Origin of the sequence: Paracoccus marinus (assembly GCF_007018965.1) — a bacterium.
In the GTDB taxonomy this organism is placed as follows: domain Bacteria; phylum Pseudomonadota; class Alphaproteobacteria; order Rhodobacterales; family Rhodobacteraceae; genus Paracoccus; species Paracoccus marinus.
On the sequence record NZ_VJYZ01000033.1, the window covers coordinates 115,754 to 130,256 of the forward strand.

General features: G+C 68.3%; 15 protein-coding genes. 2 read left to right on the forward strand and 13 right to left on the reverse strand.

Annotated features, from left to right (window positions below; all coding sequences use genetic code 11):
• Positions 1-11: 11 nt before the first annotated feature.
• The 4 genes from FNF32_RS12780 to FNF32_RS15355 all read right to left on the reverse strand — a co-directional run bounded on the left by FNF32_RS12780 (position 12) and on the right by FNF32_RS15355 (position 4,918).
• Positions 12-368, reverse strand: a complete 357-nt coding sequence (locus FNF32_RS12780) for a hypothetical protein (RefSeq protein ID WP_143796680.1) — start codon at positions 366-368, stop codon at positions 12-14.
• 132 nt (positions 369-500) lie between these two features.
• On the reverse strand, positions 501-3,512 hold the full coding sequence (locus tag FNF32_RS12785; protein ID WP_131674161.1) for a DUF6973 domain-containing protein: 3,012 nt from the start codon (positions 3,510-3,512) through the stop codon (positions 501-503).
• Positions 3,513-3,836: 324 nt separating this feature from the next.
• On the reverse strand, positions 3,837-4,754 hold the full coding sequence (locus FNF32_RS12790) for an SPFH domain-containing protein (protein WP_131674162.1): 918 nt from the start codon (positions 4,752-4,754) through the stop codon (positions 3,837-3,839).
• Positions 4,751-4,918 (reverse strand): hypothetical protein, encoded by a 168-nt coding sequence (locus FNF32_RS15355; RefSeq protein ID WP_185961958.1) that lies wholly within the window; start codon positions 4,916-4,918, stop codon positions 4,751-4,753. Before FNF32_RS15355 ends, FNF32_RS12790 begins: the two co-directional genes overlap by 4 nt.
• A gap of 80 nt (positions 4,919-4,998) precedes the next feature.
• Here FNF32_RS15355 and FNF32_RS12795 point away from each other — a divergent pair, with 80 nt between their 5' ends.
• Positions 4,999-5,742: a tetratricopeptide repeat protein gene (locus FNF32_RS12795; RefSeq protein ID WP_131674163.1), complete on the forward strand. Its 744-nt coding sequence runs from the start codon at positions 4,999-5,001 to the stop codon at positions 5,740-5,742.
• 93 nt (positions 5,743-5,835) lie between these two features.
• Here the strand turns inward: FNF32_RS12795 and FNF32_RS15360 are convergent, their stop codons facing one another.
• The 8 genes from FNF32_RS15360 to FNF32_RS12830 form a co-directional block, all read right to left on the reverse strand.
• Positions 5,836-6,258 (reverse strand): hypothetical protein, encoded by a 423-nt coding sequence (locus tag FNF32_RS15360; RefSeq protein ID WP_185961959.1) that lies wholly within the window; start codon positions 6,256-6,258, stop codon positions 5,836-5,838.
• Positions 6,255-7,502: a type II and III secretion system protein family protein gene (locus tag FNF32_RS12805; protein WP_131674164.1), complete on the reverse strand. Its 1,248-nt coding sequence runs from the start codon at positions 7,500-7,502 to the stop codon at positions 6,255-6,257. Before FNF32_RS12805 ends, FNF32_RS15360 begins: the two co-directional genes overlap by 4 nt.
• Complete coding sequence (gene sctV, locus FNF32_RS12810; RefSeq protein ID WP_131674165.1) at positions 7,499-9,559, reverse strand: type III secretion system export apparatus subunit SctV; 2,061 nt, start codon at positions 9,557-9,559, stop codon at positions 7,499-7,501. Before sctV ends, FNF32_RS12805 begins: the two co-directional genes overlap by 4 nt.
• Entirely contained in the window at positions 9,556-10,158 is a 603-nt protein-coding gene (locus tag FNF32_RS12815; RefSeq protein ID WP_131674166.1) for a tetratricopeptide repeat protein, read from the reverse strand. The genes sctV and FNF32_RS12815 overlap by 4 nt, the downstream gene beginning before the upstream one ends.
• On the reverse strand, positions 10,158-10,571 hold the full coding sequence (locus tag FNF32_RS12820; protein WP_131674167.1) for a hypothetical protein: 414 nt from the start codon (positions 10,569-10,571) through the stop codon (positions 10,158-10,160). Before FNF32_RS12820 ends, FNF32_RS12815 begins: the two co-directional genes overlap by 1 nt.
• Complete coding sequence (locus FNF32_RS12825; RefSeq protein ID WP_131674168.1) at positions 10,571-11,515, reverse strand: SctD/MshK family protein; 945 nt, start codon at positions 11,513-11,515, stop codon at positions 10,571-10,573. Before FNF32_RS12825 ends, FNF32_RS12820 begins: the two co-directional genes overlap by 1 nt.
• Positions 11,516-11,630: 115 nt before the next feature.
• Positions 11,631-11,801, reverse strand: coding sequence for a hypothetical protein (locus FNF32_RS15365; RefSeq protein WP_185961960.1), 171 nt, complete (start codon positions 11,799-11,801; stop codon positions 11,631-11,633).
• A 16-nt stretch (positions 11,802-11,817) separates the two neighbouring features.
• Positions 11,818-12,063, reverse strand: coding sequence for an EscE/YscE/SsaE family type III secretion system needle protein co-chaperone (locus FNF32_RS12830; protein ID WP_185961961.1), 246 nt, complete (start codon positions 12,061-12,063; stop codon positions 11,818-11,820).
• An 89-nt stretch (positions 12,064-12,152) separates the two neighbouring features.
• Between FNF32_RS12830 and FNF32_RS15370 the strand changes: the two genes are divergently transcribed.
• Entirely contained in the window at positions 12,153-13,412 is a 1,260-nt protein-coding gene (locus FNF32_RS15370) for a VWD domain-containing protein (RefSeq protein WP_185961962.1), read from the forward strand.
• 64 nt (positions 13,413-13,476) lie between these two features.
• On the opposite strand, the gene FNF32_RS12835 is transcribed toward FNF32_RS15370, so the two are convergent.
• Positions 13,477-14,499, reverse strand: coding sequence for an EscU/YscU/HrcU family type III secretion system export apparatus switch protein (locus tag FNF32_RS12835; RefSeq protein ID WP_131674170.1), 1,023 nt, complete (start codon positions 14,497-14,499; stop codon positions 13,477-13,479).
• Positions 14,500-14,503 lie beyond the last annotated feature (4 nt).

A 14,503-nucleotide genomic window follows, 5' to 3' on the forward strand; every position in this document is an offset into this window, starting at 1 on the left:
GAACCGCGCCGTCACTCGCCGAGGTTCAGCGCCGAATAGGGGCCGGGATCCTCGTTCGTGACCGTCAGCGCCGCGTCGGTGCCGTGCGGTTCGGCGTCAAGCCCGATGATGAACACGGGCGGGCCCACCGGCACCTGCGCCACGACCGCGCCCGCGTTGGTAAAGACGAGGACCGAGGTGTCGTCCGTCAGGGTCTCGCCCAGCGGACCCATCTTGTAGTCGTCGCCCAGCCGGCTGCGGTACATCTGGATCGGCATGTTCGGGGCGAACCCGTACACCGTGTCCCATTCAAAGTCGGTCACGTCGGCCAGCTTCAGCCGCGCGCCCGAGGGGCCGGCGGCGGTAAAGGCCTGGATTTCGTCAAGCATTGCCGTATCGGTTCCCGTCGTTGCCCCCTGGGCCCAGAGCGCCGATCCGAGGATCGACGCGCCAAGCGCAAGTGCGGCGGCCTTGGCCGTGAGGTTCGGTAGCATAGGCTATCCAGTTCAGGTCGGTTCGGATCAGTTCGAGTTGTAGGCCGGCACCTTCTGCGTGCCGGGCAGGACCTGCGGCGCGGCGTATCCGGTTTCGCCCACCGCAACCCCGTCCGACCAGGTCAGCTTGCCGTCCTTGCCGACGACCAGCATGTCACCCTTCTTGACCGCCTCATAGGTTTTCTGGGCCAGGTCCTCGTCCGAGGCGTCCGGGTTCTCGCGTGCGATCTTGCGGCCGACCTCGTCGTTGTACAGGTCCATCGCCTCGCGGTCGGCAGGGTTGCCCGGAATACCTTCGTGCGCGGTCGAGAACGAGGTCGCGAAGTTCTCGCCGAAGCGCTTGCTCATCAGTCCGTTCCAGTAGGCGTGGCGGAAGGCGTCGTTGTGCCCGTCCTCGCCACCCTTCACGAAGGTGCCGTCGCCGTCCACCTGCGGGAAGCGTTCGTCGGCGACCTTGCCGGCAAGGCCCGGATCGTCCGGGTTGCGCGACGAGATCTTCTGGAACTCCTTGAGGTCGAAGACGTTGCCCGCGCCCAGCCGGTCCAGCAGGCTCGCCTCGGTCGAGGTCATGGACGTGCTGTCCACACCCGGCACCGTGATCGGCAGCGGCCCCAGCTTGGGCTTGTAGTCCGTCATCGTGTCGTCGCCGACCTGATAGCGCGACCGGATGTCGTCAATCGACGGACGGCCGTTGGCCGGGGCCGCGGGCGCGGCGGGCGCAGCTTTCGTCGAGCCGTTCGGTGCGGCGGGCGCGCCGGGGGTTGCGGGCTGGCCGTTGCTGGTCGTTCCGTTGCTAGAGGTGCCGCCGTTGCTTTTCGTCGGGTCGTTGCTGCCGGTCGTGCCCGGCTGGGTCGGGGCCTGCTGCGGCTCGACCCGAACCTCGACGGGCTTCGCGCCCTTGCCGGTCCCCGGCAGATAGACCTTGTCGCCCTGGAACACGAGCGACGGGTTGATGACGTGGTCCTTGTTCACCTCGACCATCTGCTTGGGATCGACGCCCAGCTTCTGCGCGAGATCGTAGAGGTTGTCGTCCTTTTCCACCTGAACGGTGTCAAAGCGTTCGTGATCGAGCGCCGGGTTGATCCGGCCGCGCTCGTCCATCGCGCCGGTCGCGCTGGAGTGTTTCTGCAACAGGTCCGACCGCACCCAGCCTTCGGCAAGCTTGTCCTTGTCGTCGGTGCCGGCCACGCGCGTCCATTCCTGGCCGTTGGCGTCGATTTGGCGGTCGCCCCGGTCGCGCACGAAGGTCCCGTTCTGCAGCGTGGCGCTTTCGGCACCCAGCGGCGCGTCGCGCACGATCGCGCCGTTGTACGGGGTCACGACCAGCGTCTTGCCGTCGTCGGTGGGGCCGGGCGGGACCACGGTCTTGGTTTTGGGATCGACCGGCGCGGGGGTGTCCACAACCTTGCCGGTGTCGGGCTGGATCGTCTTGGACGCGACATGGGTGATGTCGTTGACGCCCGTGGTCGCGATCAGCGACGCCTCGACGTCGCCCACGCCCAGGTCCACCTTCAGCCCGGTCTGGGTGTCGGTGCCGCTGCGCTTGATCTGCTCGGCCTTCAGGTCGACGCGCGCGCCCGTGTCGATCGCCGCCTGGCGGAAGTCGCCGTCGAGGAACTTGCCGACCGCGCCTTCGACGTTCTGCGGCTTGTCGAGCGTGAACGCCGCGCTCAGCCGCTTGCTGTCGCCGCGCGACGGGTCGCCAAACGGCTGGTCGCGATATTCGACCGTCGATTTCACCGACACCGACTGCAGCGGCATCCCGGCGCTGCCCGGCGTCGCGTCGAGTTCCGGGACAACCCGGCCGCCCGTCGATCTCGTCGGGTCGTTGCCGCCCTTGGGCAGCGTGAAGGTCATGCTGATCTTGGTGGCGCCCTGCGCGAGATCCAGCCGGTTCTCGAACTTCGGGTCGATCGGCAGGCCGTTGAGCTTGAAGCCCTTGTTCGCCTTTTCCTTTGCGGAAACGCGGGTGCCGCCTTCCATCGAATAGGTGACGCTGCCGTCCTTTTGGTCGGTCGGCAGCTCGACCCGGCGCGAGATGCGCGCGGTGCCGTCGATCCGGCCCTCGCCCGCGACCTTGAACAGCTTCAGGTCGCCCTTCAGCTCGCCCGCGAGCCGGTGGCGCGTGCCCAGCGTCTGCTCATAAGCGGACACGTGGCCCTTGAGGAACTTCATGTCGTCGTCCGACACGCCCGCGATCTTGCGGCCCAGCTTGCCGTCGGTGCCGTCCAGCAGCGGGTTCGACAGCGGGTTGTCGTTGCCGCCGTTGACATAGTCCTCGATCTTGTCGAGCGGCTTGGCCACCGGGCCGGCCGCGCTCAGCGACATGTCGATCGAGTTGTTGACGGCGTCTGCCATCGTGATCTTCTTCATCGTCTCGGCGGCGCGGACGGCGTCGTCCTTGCTGTCGAAGGTCATTTCGACCGCGTCGAAGGTCTGGCCGCCGACCTCGGCCTTGAGGTTCAGGTCGACTGCGCTCTTGTCGCCGCCGGGGGCCGCGCCGCCCGGGACCGCGCCGCCCTTGCCCTTGCCCTTGCCCAGAGAGTCCGACCCGATCTCGCCCGTGACCGCGGCAAGCGCCTGCTTGTCGTAGCGCACGACGTACTTGGCGTCCGGCCCCTCGCCCTTCTGGGTGACGGTCGTTTCCGAACCGAGCTGCCCTTTGGCGCCAAGCTTCCCAAGCCGCACGTTCGCCTGCGCCTTTCCCTCCGGCGTCAGGCGGAAGGTCGTGGAATCGCCGTCGCTGTTGAGCGCATTGATGCCGTCGCGCGGGTTCAGCCCCGCCTTGATGCCCTTGCCGGCTTCGGTGAAGCCCGAGGCGGTCGGGTCCTTGGCGGGTTGGCCCGCGGGCGGCTTGGCACCGGGAAGGCTGCTGGTCGCATCGTGCGGCTGCGCCGGGTTCTGGGGCTGCGACGCGGTTTGCGGCGGCTTGTGGGGCTGCGCGGGCGCGGTGGCGGGCGGCGTGAACGGCTTCGGCGTCGACTTGATGACGTTCGCGACGGCATTGGTCGCGGCGCGGCGGATACTGTCAAAGTTCATGGGCGTGTTCCTGGAAGAAGCCGGGCTTATGGCGGATGCAGGCTTTCGGACCCGCTGACCGAGCCCGAACGAATCACCGTTCCCCGCCATCACATCACCACGATGCAACGGTTTCTTGTCAGATGCTTAGGATACGATCTTTCCGCGCACCGCGGCGGATTGACGCTGACGGGGGCCGCGTCATGCGCGCCGAACCGCCGCCATTGGCCTGTGTTGGAAACGACGCGATTGCCCGATCCGCCGCTCGATGGCACCGTGCGCCGTTCTGCGCGCAGGCCCCGCTTACAGCCGCCCGTGACGCAGCCCCAGGGTGCGACGCACCAGTTACCCTGCCAGCCTGCCCGTCCCGGCCGTGCCCGACGACACGCTGACGACCGGATGCGCCGGACGGTCCGAACACAGGACCGTCAGCAGGTTCGCGGCCATCTGTGCCTTCTGTTCGTCGCTGAACTCGACCACATTGCGCGCGCTCAGCTCGCGCAGCGCGTCCTCGACCATGCCGACCGCGCCCGCCACGATCTGCTGGCGCGCCGCCACGACCGCCGTCGCCTGCTGGCGCTGCAGCATCGCCTGCGCGATCTCGGGCGAATAGGCGAGGTGGCTGATCCGCGCCCCGATGATCCGCAGGCCCGCCTGATCCACCTGGGCCGAGATGCTGGCCTGCAGCAGGTCCGAGATTTCGGCCGCGTTCGCGCGCAGCGACAACCGGCCCTCGGGCGCGTCATAGGCGTGCAGCGACGCGATTTCCCGCACCGCGGATTCGGACTGCACCCGCAGGAACGAGGGGTAGTCCTCGACGTTGAAGACCGCTTCGGCGGCGTCCGTCACCTGCCACACGACGATCGCCGCGATCTCGATCGGATTGCCGTCCAGATCGTTGACCTTGAGATTGCCGGTCTCGAAGTTCTGGACCCGGCGGCTGACATGGCGGCGCACGTGCAGCGGGTTGCTGAAGCGCAGGCCGGTGTGCCCGTCGGTGCCGACGTAGCGGCCGAAAAGGCTTGCGACCACCGCCTGGTTCGGCTGGTTGGTGTAGATGCCCTTGGCCACGATCAGAAGGAACAGGACGGCGATGACCCAGACGAGCGACAGGTCGTCGAACAGCATGCCCGCGGCCGAGCCGGCGACCCGTCCGTAAAGATAGCTGCCGCCCAGCACGAGCAGCAGGGTCAGGATCAGAAGCGCCGTCCACTGAAAGCGCAGCGGCCGGTCGGTGACGATCTGGCGCGGGTCGGGCTTCATGCCCCGGCACCGCGCGCGGGCGTCGGGTCCAGCTTGTCGATCATCATCCGCCCGGTCCCCACCTGTTGCCGCATCGCCCAACGCACGCGCCGCCTGCTTCGTTCAAGCACGAAACCCTTGCGATAGCGTAAACCTCGGGTCAAAACATTCGCAAGATCAGCCATCAAGCCGCGGCCGTTCGCTGGACTGTCACGGAAACTTCACGCGGTGGCCTTAACCGACAACGGCCGACCGAGGAGCCTTGATGACGTCCTTCACATCCTTCCCGCCCTCGCTGCGCCGGGCGCTCGTCGCGCTGCCCATGATCGGCGCGCTGGCCGCCTGCGATCCCGAATACGGGGTCGAGGAAACGCGCCAGACCACCGCCACCCAGCGCGTGGCGGAGCTTCGCCACGAACTCAGGACCGATCCGGGCGACGTGGACGCGCTGCGGCAGATGGGCAAGATCTATGCCGACCAGGGGCTGTGGGTGGAATCGATGGGCGCCTATCGCGAGGCGCTGATCGTCGCGCCCGGCGACCGGCTGCTGATGCTGGGCTATGGCCGCGGGCAGCTGGCGGTGGGCGACTACGCGGGCGCCTACAAGTCGGCGCAAAGCGCGGGCGGCGGCGATGTCGAGGTGATGCTGCTGCGGTCGGGCGCGCTGGCCGGCATGAACCGCCTGACCGAGGCGCGGACCGAACTGACGACGGCGCAGCAGATCGCGCCGCGCGACCTCGACGTGCGCAGCAACCTCGCGCTGGTCGCCGCGTTGCAGGGCGACGCGACCGCCTATGCGATCGGCCGCGCCGTGGCCTTCGCGCCCGACGCGGAATACAGCCACATCCGCAACATGGTGCTGGTCGGCGGGATCACGGGCAACGACGCGTCGGCGCGCAACGATGCCGAGCGGCGCGGCCTTGATCCGGCCGAGATCGGCGACATCCTGGCCGTGGGCCGCCGCGCCCGCACGCAGGGCATGCGCGCGTTCACGGTGCTGACCAACTGACATCGCAGCCGCCGCGAACCGAGAAACGAACGCCCGGACGATTGTCGTCCGGGCGTCTTGCGTTCAAGGGCAGGCGGGCAGGCGGGCCGTTAATCAGCCGCCATAGGGGTCCATCGGCACGCCCGGCGCGGTCACGACCGAGGGTTGGGCGCGCACGCCGCCCGACGACCCGGTAAGGATCAGCGGCCTGCCGCCCTGCAGATAGGTCTCGGCCGCGCGGCCGACCGGGCCCGCCGTCGGCGGCGCGGGGCGGCGCGGGGCCACCAGGTCGTCGGCGTTCGCCACCTGCCGCGCGAACACCACGTCGCGCTGGCAGCTGGACGGGGTGCCCGAATAGGTCGACGACCGCCCGGTCAGGCACGAGGTCGGGAAGATGCGCCCGCCCTGATCGTAGGTATAGGCGGGCTCCGACGCATAGCGGATCACGTCGCTGTCGGTGATCATCGGCTCGTTGCAGGCCGACAGCGCGATCAGCGGCAGCAGGGCGGCGAGGCCGCGTTTCAGCTTGCGTGTCATCGCGTGATGAACCCCACGGTTGATTGCGGTGCGGGACGGGCAGGGCGCGGCTGGGTCGCGTCCGATGCCTCGGCCAGGTAGGGCGTGATGAAGATCATCAGCTCGCGTTCGCGGCGCAGGCGGGTGTTCTGGCCCAGAACCTTGCTCATCCCCGGAACGCCGCGGCCCGAATCCTCGGACTGCTGCTCGTAAAGCCCGGCGATGGCGAAGCTTTGCCCGCTGCCGACCTCGACCATCGTATCGGCGCGGCGGACCGACAGGCCGGGCACGTTGAACCCTTCGACGGACGTCGAGTTCGACCGGTCCAGAAAGCTCACCTCGGGGGCGACGTGGATCGCGATGCGGTTGCCCGGCAGGATCGTGGGGGTGAAGTCGATCGAGACGCCGTATTCCTTGAACGCGGCCGAGATCACGCCGTCGCCCTGGTTGACCGGATAGGCGAACTCGCCGCCCGCGCGGAAGCTCGCGGTCTGGCCGCTCATGGTGGTCAGCGTGGGTTCGGACAGGATCTGCACCGCGCCCCGGCTTTCCAGCGCGTCGATCAGCGTGTCGATGGTGAACGACCCCGAGGTGATGCGCCCGCCCACGGCCGGGCTGCTGACGTCGGCCCCGCCCAGAAAGCCCGAGGGATCGCCAAGGCCCGTCACCACCCGGATCGGCCCGGCGGTCGACCGACCCAGCGCCGCAAGGTCCACGCCCAGGCGGCGCAGGTCGGTGCGCGACGCCTCGATGAACCGGACCCGCAGCGAGACGAGGTTCGGGCCGTTGTAGAAGCTGTTGTCCACGACCGTCTGGCCGTCGAGCGCCAGCGAGTTCTGCGCGGCCGAGACGCCGCGCGCGCCGGTCACGTCGTTGACGGAGCCGTTGATGACCGACACCTCGCCGCCCTGGCGGATGGTCAGCCCGTCCTCAAGCAGCGCCTGCGCGCCGCTGGTGTCGTTGCGCACGATCACCGTGTAGCTGGCGACCGTGGTGTCGGCCGCGTCGCGCACGACGATGTTGGTGCGGCCCGCGCCCATCCCGGTCACGAAGATCGAGGTGGGCGAGGTGCTTTGCACGTCCGCCACGCCCGGATCGGCCACGAGAACCGTCGATGCGCTGTCGGGCAGGTTCACGTCGCGCCCCTCGCCCTCGACCAGCGACAGGACGGACTGCGCGGACGCAGGCATCGCCAGCACGAAGGCCGCGCACAGCACGGCGGCAAGGGTCAGCGCGCAGCGGCGCAGAAGTTGCGGCAACGTCATCGGATCGACAGCATGGCGAGGGGTTGGACCTTGTACTGGGGCGCCACTTCCTTGTGCGACAGGACCGGCAGGTCCATGTCGTGGTTCGTGAGGAAGCGGCGCAGGAAACGGCGGACGTCCATCGCGGACAGGAACACCGGGGTGCGGGCGTGGTCGGACAGGTCGCCCACCGCGGACTTGAGAACCTCGAGCAGGCGGCGCGACTGCTGCGCCTCGAGCGCAAGGAACACGCCCGACGGGGCCTGCCGGATCGCGAGGCGGATGGTTTCCTCGATGTCGGATTCCAGCACGTAGGCCGGGATCATCCGGTCGCCGTCGGCGTATTTGTGGCTGATCTGGCGGGCAAGCGCGGCGCGGACGTATTCCGTCAGCAGGTCGCTGTCCTTTTCACGGGGCGCCCATTCGACGATCGTTTCCAGCAGGATCCGCAGGTTGCGAATGGGGATTTCCTCTTCCACGAGACGCCGCATGATTGCCGCGATCTTCTGCACGGGCAATGCCTTCTGCGCCTCGGCGACAAGGCTGTCATAGCGCGATTCCATCGCGCCCAAGAGCGCGCCGACCTCCTGCACGCCCAGGAACTCGGACGCGTGGCGGGGCAGGCGGGCGGTGGCGAGCGCGGCCAGCGCCTGTTCGGGCGACTGGAAGCGCAGACCGGCGCGACGCAGCGCGCTTTCGGACGAAGGTTCCAGCCACCAGCTGTGCTGTTCGGCCGCCGAAAGCGGCGCCTCGGTCAGCGTCAGGCCCAGGATGCGGGCGGCGTCGGGCTGGTCGGTCAGACGCAGCTTGCCGGGCGGGATCGCGCCTTCGGCCACGGGCACGTTTTCCACCCGAAGCTGCCAGCGGTCGCCGGGCAGCGTGGCGTCGGTGGACAGCTGAAGCCGCGGAAACGGCACGCCCAGATCGTCGAAAAGCCGGGTCCGCTCGCGCAGCGCCGCGCGGTCGAAGGTGCCGCGGTGCAGCCCTTCGGCGATGTCGTTGCCCACGGTCAGCTGCACCGGCGGCATCGGCACCAGCATCAGGTCGGTCTTGCCCACGGCGGTCGGCGCATCGGGGCCGAGGGGGTCGGATTCATCGGCCCGGCGGCGGACGTTGCGTTCGATCATCAGGCCGCCGCCGCCGATCAGCAGCGCCAGCAGGAAGAAGGTGAGTTTCGGAAAGCCGGGGATGAAGGCGAACCCCACCATGATGATGCCCGCGACCTGCATCGCGCGCGGGCTTTTGGCGATCTGGCCCGCGATGTCGCGGCCAAGGTCCGCGGAATCGGTGTGGCTGATGCGGGTGATGACGATGCCCGCCGCGATCGCCATCAGCAGCGCCGGGATCTGGCTGACCATGCCGTCGCCGACCGTCAGCACCGAATAGCGGTGCAGCGCCTCGCCGAACGGCATCCCCATCTGCCCCACGCCCACGCCGAGACCGCCGAGGATGTTGACGGCGATGATGATGAGGCCTGCGATGGCGTCGCCCTTCACGAACTTCATCGCGCCGTCCATCGAGCCGTAGAACTCGGATTCCAGCTGCAGCCCTTCGCGGCGGCGGCGCGCCTCGGCCATGTCGATCTCGCCCGCGCGCATGTCGCTGTCGATCGACATCTGCCGCCCCGGCAGCGCGTCGAGCGAGAACCGCGCCGACACCTCGGCCACCCGTTCTGCGCCCTTGGTGATGACGATGAACTGGACGATCGTGATGATGAGGAACACCACGATCCCGACGACCAGGCTGCCGCCAAGGACGAACTTGCCGAAGGTTTCGACGATCTTGCCCGCGTCGGCCTGCAGCAGGATCATCCGGGTGGTGGAAATCCCGATCGCCAGCCGGAACAGCGTGGCGAACAGCAGGATCGCGGGCAGGGTGGTGAAGCTCGACGGCCTGACGAGATAGATCGAGACGATCAGGATCAGCAGCGACAGCGCCATGTTGGTGCCGATCATCATGTCCAGCAGCCACGTCGGCAGCGGCAGGATGATCATGAAGACGATCAGGATCAGCAGCAGGATCAGCGCGAGGTCCTGCCGCGCGGCGACCTTCCGCAGGAATCCCGTGATCGCGTTCATGCGCGTGCCTCCGCCGGGGTGTCCGTGTCGTCGTCGTCGATGTTCAGCGGCGGCAGCATCGACGCACGCTCGATCGCGCGGTCGAACGCCTCGCGGGCGCTGTCCACGTCGCCGCGGCGCATCAGCACCCGGGCGGTGAGAAAGTCGCGCGCGGCAAGGTGGTAGTCGGTGACCGGTCCCTCGACCTGCGGCTCGCCCGGCGCCGCCATGGCGTCGGGCAGCTGCGGGTCCGGCCGGTCCACGACCCCCGGCACGCCGTCAAGGTCCAGCCGTCCCAGCACGGTCAGCGCCTGTTCGGGGTCGCCCGCCTGCAACAGCGCCTCGGCCACCAGAAGGATCGTCTGCGGCCGCAGATCGCCCATCGCCATCGCGGCAAGCCCCAGCACCATCGCGCGCGGCGCGGCGGCATGGCGCAGGTACAGAAGCGCCAGCGCCGACAGGTGCCGCGCATGGCGCGCGACGACGCGCGGGTCGGTCGAATTGCCAGGCACCGCAAGGTCCTGCGGATCGACGATGTCGAAGGACCCGGCCCCGCCTTGCCCGGCAGTTTGCGCCCCGGTGCCCGGGGTCGGCGGGTCTAGGCGGGTGGGCTGGTTCACTATCGCCCCAGGTCCAGCATGCGGGCCAGCTTGAAGCGTTCGTCCTCGATCACCGCACTGACGAGCCTGCCGAGGCCCGGCACCGCGCGGTCGGCCAATGGCGCGAACTCCTGCGCGGCCTCAAGCGCGGCCATCAGTTCAAGGGGCGGCGGCAGATCCACGCGGCCCATGCTTTCGCGCAGGATCCGTTCGGGGCCGGGCGGGGTCGGGGCAAGCCCTTCGGGCCGCGCGGTTCCGGCATCGCGGGCGCGGTTGCCGTCGGGGCGCGCCGCGCCACGGGTGGCCGTGCCCCGCGCGGGGTCCATCCCGCGCAGCCCGGCCGTGCGTTCCGCCTGACGGATCGCGCCCGGCGATGTGCCGGGCCCGGTCGGCCCGGTTGGTCCAGTCGGCGCCGGGGGCAGCTTCATGTCCATCAGAAGCGCACCGTCACGTCCTGTTCGCCCCGGACGAGGTCGATCCGGCCCTGCGCGATGCCCTTGACGGTCCAGCCGTCCTTGGTGCTGTCGCCGATCCGCAGCACGTCGCCGGCCTTGGTGCGAAGTTCGGGCGTGCCGCCCAGCCAGATGGACGACACCGCGAGCGAGGGCGCGCTGGGGCCGGCCCCGGTATCGACCAGCAGCGGCAGGCTGCGGCTGTATTCCGTCTCGAAGCTGCGGCGCAGGTCGGTCCACGCGGCCTCGCGTCCCTCGGGCAGGGCGCCCGACACGCGCAGCACGTCGCCGTCCACGGTCAGCGTCAGCCCGTCGAGCCCGGCGTCCGCCATCCGCGCGCGCAGCATCTCGGCCGCCGCCGTCTGGCAGTCGCCCAGGCATTGCTCGATCCGGGGCGAGGCCTGGACCTTCTGCGGCTTCGCCTCGACCGCGGCGGGCAGGGGCGACGGGCGCGCGGCGTCGGGTGAAATCGCGGCCAGCGCGGGCGTTACCGGGGCGATGTGGGTGCCCGGCGGCAGTTGCAGGCCGATCAGCAGCCCGCCCAGCAGCATCAGCGCGCCGCCGATCCCGGCCGCCTTCAGGCTGACGCGGTTGCCGTTCGCGGCGCTGCGGCAGGCCAGGTTCACGGTCGTCTCGTCGTTCAGGCGCACCATGACCGGCAGGGTCGCGATATGCGCCTTGCCGCGCGGCAGGTCCACGACGTTGGGCGCGGCATCGCCCACGGCCACGCCGTCGGCGCCCGCGCCGATCCGGGCGCGCTGGCCGTCGAGCGTCAGGGAAAGATGTCCGGGCGCCATCCCGTCAAGGATCAGCGCGTCGTCCTGCCCGCAGCCGATCGACGTGCGGCCGGCGGACAGCGGCACGCTTGCACCAGCGTTCGGCCCGGTAAGGACCGTCAGCACGAAAGCGGAAGTCGACTGTGCCATCTCGATACTCCTTCGCGCCGGTCGGCCAGTGTGGCCCCGGCGCAGGTCCGCCCCGTCGGGCAGCGGGAGGAATGGGAAGGCGGGGCGATCCCGCCTTCCCAGTGCAGTCAAAAGATCAGCCGTGGATCTTTTCGAACGCTTTTTTCTCGGCGTCCTTGTTCGCCATCAGCGTGTTGAACACGGCCGACTGGTTGTTCATCTTCGTCTGAGCGCCAAGAACGGCGGCCTGGGTGGCGGCGCTGTCCTTGATCGACTGGTTCATCGAAGCGGCGACGTTGTTGTCCATGGTACTCTCCTAAAATCTACTGGTTTTCAGCTTGGTGAATGGATGCCCAAAGCTTCGGCAGCGCATCGATGCCAGCATCGTATGCCTGGGAGAGAAGGGAGAGCCGGGCATATTCGTCGGTGCTCGTCCCCCGGCCCAGTTCCTGGACCACACGCCCTTTACCTGCCATCAGCCGTTCAGTCAGTCGCCGAAGCTCGAGCCCGTCAGGATCGTTCGCCAGGCGCCGATCCAGTTCGACGATCTCGATCTTTTGGTCGGACAACTTAGCCTCCTTAATGCAGACACCTTGTCTGCCGAACGACATGTCTCAGCCGAACGAGGGGAAACATGGGTTCGACATGTGACAGGAACATGAAATACCCGGAAAAGTTTGGCGACATAGAACTTCTTCGCGGGGCACCTGCGAAAACTGGGCGGAAGTCTGCCAACGCCGGCGATATTCGGCCGGTTCCTGCCGTGCGTCACAAAATTGACTCGGTCCCCGACAATTTTAGGCATGCTGGCGACCACAGGTTATCAACTCGGGAATCTGGTTACATGAACAACGTACTGACGCAGCAGCCGCTGGGCGGCCTGCAAAATCTTTTCCGACCCCATTGCATCGTCGGCGGCGGCTGCGGGGGCATGGCGCCCTTCGGCGGGCTGATGGGTGGCTTTTCGCAGCTGCTGTCGGGCCTGTCCGACGCGCTCAAGAACCTTGCTGCGCTGATCGGCGACGACAAGGGTGGCCTGTCGCCTTTCGGCAGCGGCTTCTTCGACACCGGCTCCAGCTCGCCCTTCGGCCCGAGCATCGGCAATCCCTTCGGTCCTGCGACCGAGCCGAAGAAGATCGCGGGCACGGCCCGGATCTGGGGCGACCCCCACTTCATCGACCCCGACGGCGGCAAGTTCGACGTGCAGGGCGAAGCCGGCAAGACCTACAATCTGCTGTCCGACAAGGGCTTCCAGATGAACGGCCGCTTCGACAAGTGGGGCAGCGAGGGTGCGACCGTCGTGGGTGAGGTCGGCATCACCGCCACCGGCAACACGATCAGCGTGGACAAGTCGGGCAAGGCCGTGGTCAACGGCCAGGTCCTCAAGGACGGCCAGCGCGTCGGCCTCGCCAACGGTGGGTATGTCGAAAAGAACGGCAACGACATCACCGTGAAGAAAGGGGAATGGGAGGTCAACTTCCAGACCAAGGGCGACCACATCAACATGGACATCAAGACCGACAACGCGATCGCCGACGGCGTTCGTCCGCACGGTCTGATCGGCCAGACGTTCGACGGCGACGGCAAGGCCCGCAACGGCGACCAGGGTTCCGGGACCCAGGGCGGCGGCGCGATCGAGGACGCGTTCGGCAACATGACGAAGGCCGGCGACAAGTATGCCGTCCAGTCGTACGAAGTGCGCGGCCTCTACGACAACCGCTTCTACAGCCATAACGAGGACTTTGCCGGTCTGGGCATGGGGTCGACCAGCGACCACGTGAGCCGCCTGCAGATGATGTCGGGCTTCCAGTCGCTGGGCATGTCGCTGCTTTCGCTGGCCGGCCTGGGCTTCGGCAGCTTCAGCGGCATGGGCGCGTTCGGCGGCTCGAACGACTGGTCGAAGCCGAACTGGCTCTGATTTCAGGCGTCACGAACAGGAAGGGGGCTCCGCGTCGCGGGGCCCCATTTCGTTTTGGGGGGCCTCAGCGGCTCAGATGCGGCATGATCGCGGCGATCTGTTCGTCGGTGGTGATCCAGTCGCCGACGGCCACGCCGCGCAGTTCCTTGATCGCCACGGCCGAATCGCCCGGCGTCAGGTCGGTCCGGGACGCCAGCGCCCGGCGGATCGCGCCCGCGCCCTTGGCCCTGATCGTGAGGTAGGGCGCAGGGGTGTCGCCCTCGACGTAGCGCACGCCGACCAGTTCGCGGTTGCCGTCGCGGATGAAGGCGGTGGTCATCGCCCCGCCCACTGGCCGCTCCCCCATCTCGCGGCGCTGCGCCTGGATGTGGCCCTTGAGCAGCGGGTCGCCTTCCTGTTCCTTGTATTCGCGCTTCAGCTCGGAAATCGACATCTTCTGCTCGCGCATGAACTCGCTGCGCTGCACCAGATAGTCGAACAGGCCGGCGAGAATCAGGATCGCCGCGATGCCCGTCAGCAGCGGACCCAGGATCCCCTCGGTGATCCGCGACATGCATTCGACCCCGCACGGCGGGGCGGGCAGCAGCGCGCCGATCTGCCCGCGCAGCATCACCGCGACCAGCGACCCGATCGCCGCGATTCGCACCAGATGCATCAGCATGCGCATCCAGGCGGCGCGTCCGAACATCTTCTTGAACCCCTCGGCCGGGTTCAGCTTGTTGAAATCGGGCGTCAGCGGCTGGACGGAAAACAGCGGCCCGCCCGAAATCGCCATCGCCCCCATGACCGACAGCACGATCACCAGGACAAGGACGGGGACAAGAATCCCCATCCCCAGATCGAACGCGATTCGCGCGCGTTCCTGCAGGTCCTGCATCAGCGGCAGCCCCGGCGCGGGCTCGACCGAAAATAGCGTGCGAAAGTCGTTCCAGATCGAATCGCGCCGCGCATAGATGTAGATCAGCCCCGCCAGCGTCGAAACCGACGCCAGCGTCTCGCGCGAGGTGACGACCTGCCCCTTTTCGCGCGCCTTTTTCAGCTTCTGCTGGCTTGGCGGGTGGGTCTTTTCCTCGCTGTTGCCGCTCATCGCG

Excerpts from the sequence above, each read along its gene's own strand:
- FNF32_RS12780 (WP_143796680.1), bottom strand. The coding sequence starts at position 368 with ATGCTTGACGAAATCCAGGCCTTTACCGCCGCCGGCCCCTCGGGCGCG.
- FNF32_RS12785 (WP_131674161.1), bottom strand. The coding sequence starts at position 3,512 with ATGAACTTTGACAGTATCCGCCGCGCCGCGACCAATGCCGTCGCGAAC.
- FNF32_RS12790 (WP_131674162.1), bottom strand. The coding sequence starts at position 4,754 with ATGAAGCCCGACCCGCGCCAGATCGTCACCGACCGGCCGCTGCGCTTT.
- FNF32_RS15355 (WP_185961958.1), bottom strand. The coding sequence starts at position 4,918 with ATGGCTGATCTTGCGAATGTTTTGACCCGAGGTTTACGCTATCGCAAG.
- FNF32_RS12795 (WP_131674163.1), top strand. The coding sequence starts at position 4,999 with ATGACGTCCTTCACATCCTTCCCGCCCTCGCTGCGCCGGGCGCTCGTC.
- FNF32_RS15360 (WP_185961959.1), bottom strand. The coding sequence starts at position 6,258 with ATGACACGCAAGCTGAAACGCGGCCTCGCCGCCCTGCTGCCGCTGATC.
- FNF32_RS12805 (WP_131674164.1), bottom strand. The coding sequence starts at position 7,502 with ATGACGTTGCCGCAACTTCTGCGCCGCTGCGCGCTGACCCTTGCCGCC.
- sctV (WP_131674165.1), bottom strand. The coding sequence starts at position 9,559 with ATGAACGCGATCACGGGATTCCTGCGGAAGGTCGCCGCGCGGCAGGAC.
- FNF32_RS12820 (WP_131674167.1), bottom strand. The coding sequence starts at position 10,571 with ATGGACATGAAGCTGCCCCCGGCGCCGACTGGACCAACCGGGCCGACC.
- FNF32_RS12825 (WP_131674168.1), bottom strand. The coding sequence starts at position 11,515 with ATGGCACAGTCGACTTCCGCTTTCGTGCTGACGGTCCTTACCGGGCCG.
- FNF32_RS15365 (WP_185961960.1), bottom strand. The coding sequence starts at position 11,801 with ATGGACAACAACGTCGCCGCTTCGATGAACCAGTCGATCAAGGACAGC.
- FNF32_RS15370 (WP_185961962.1), top strand. The coding sequence starts at position 12,153 with ATGAAATACCCGGAAAAGTTTGGCGACATAGAACTTCTTCGCGGGGCA.
- FNF32_RS12835 (WP_131674170.1), bottom strand. The coding sequence starts at position 14,499 with ATGAGCGGCAACAGCGAGGAAAAGACCCACCCGCCAAGCCAGCAGAAG.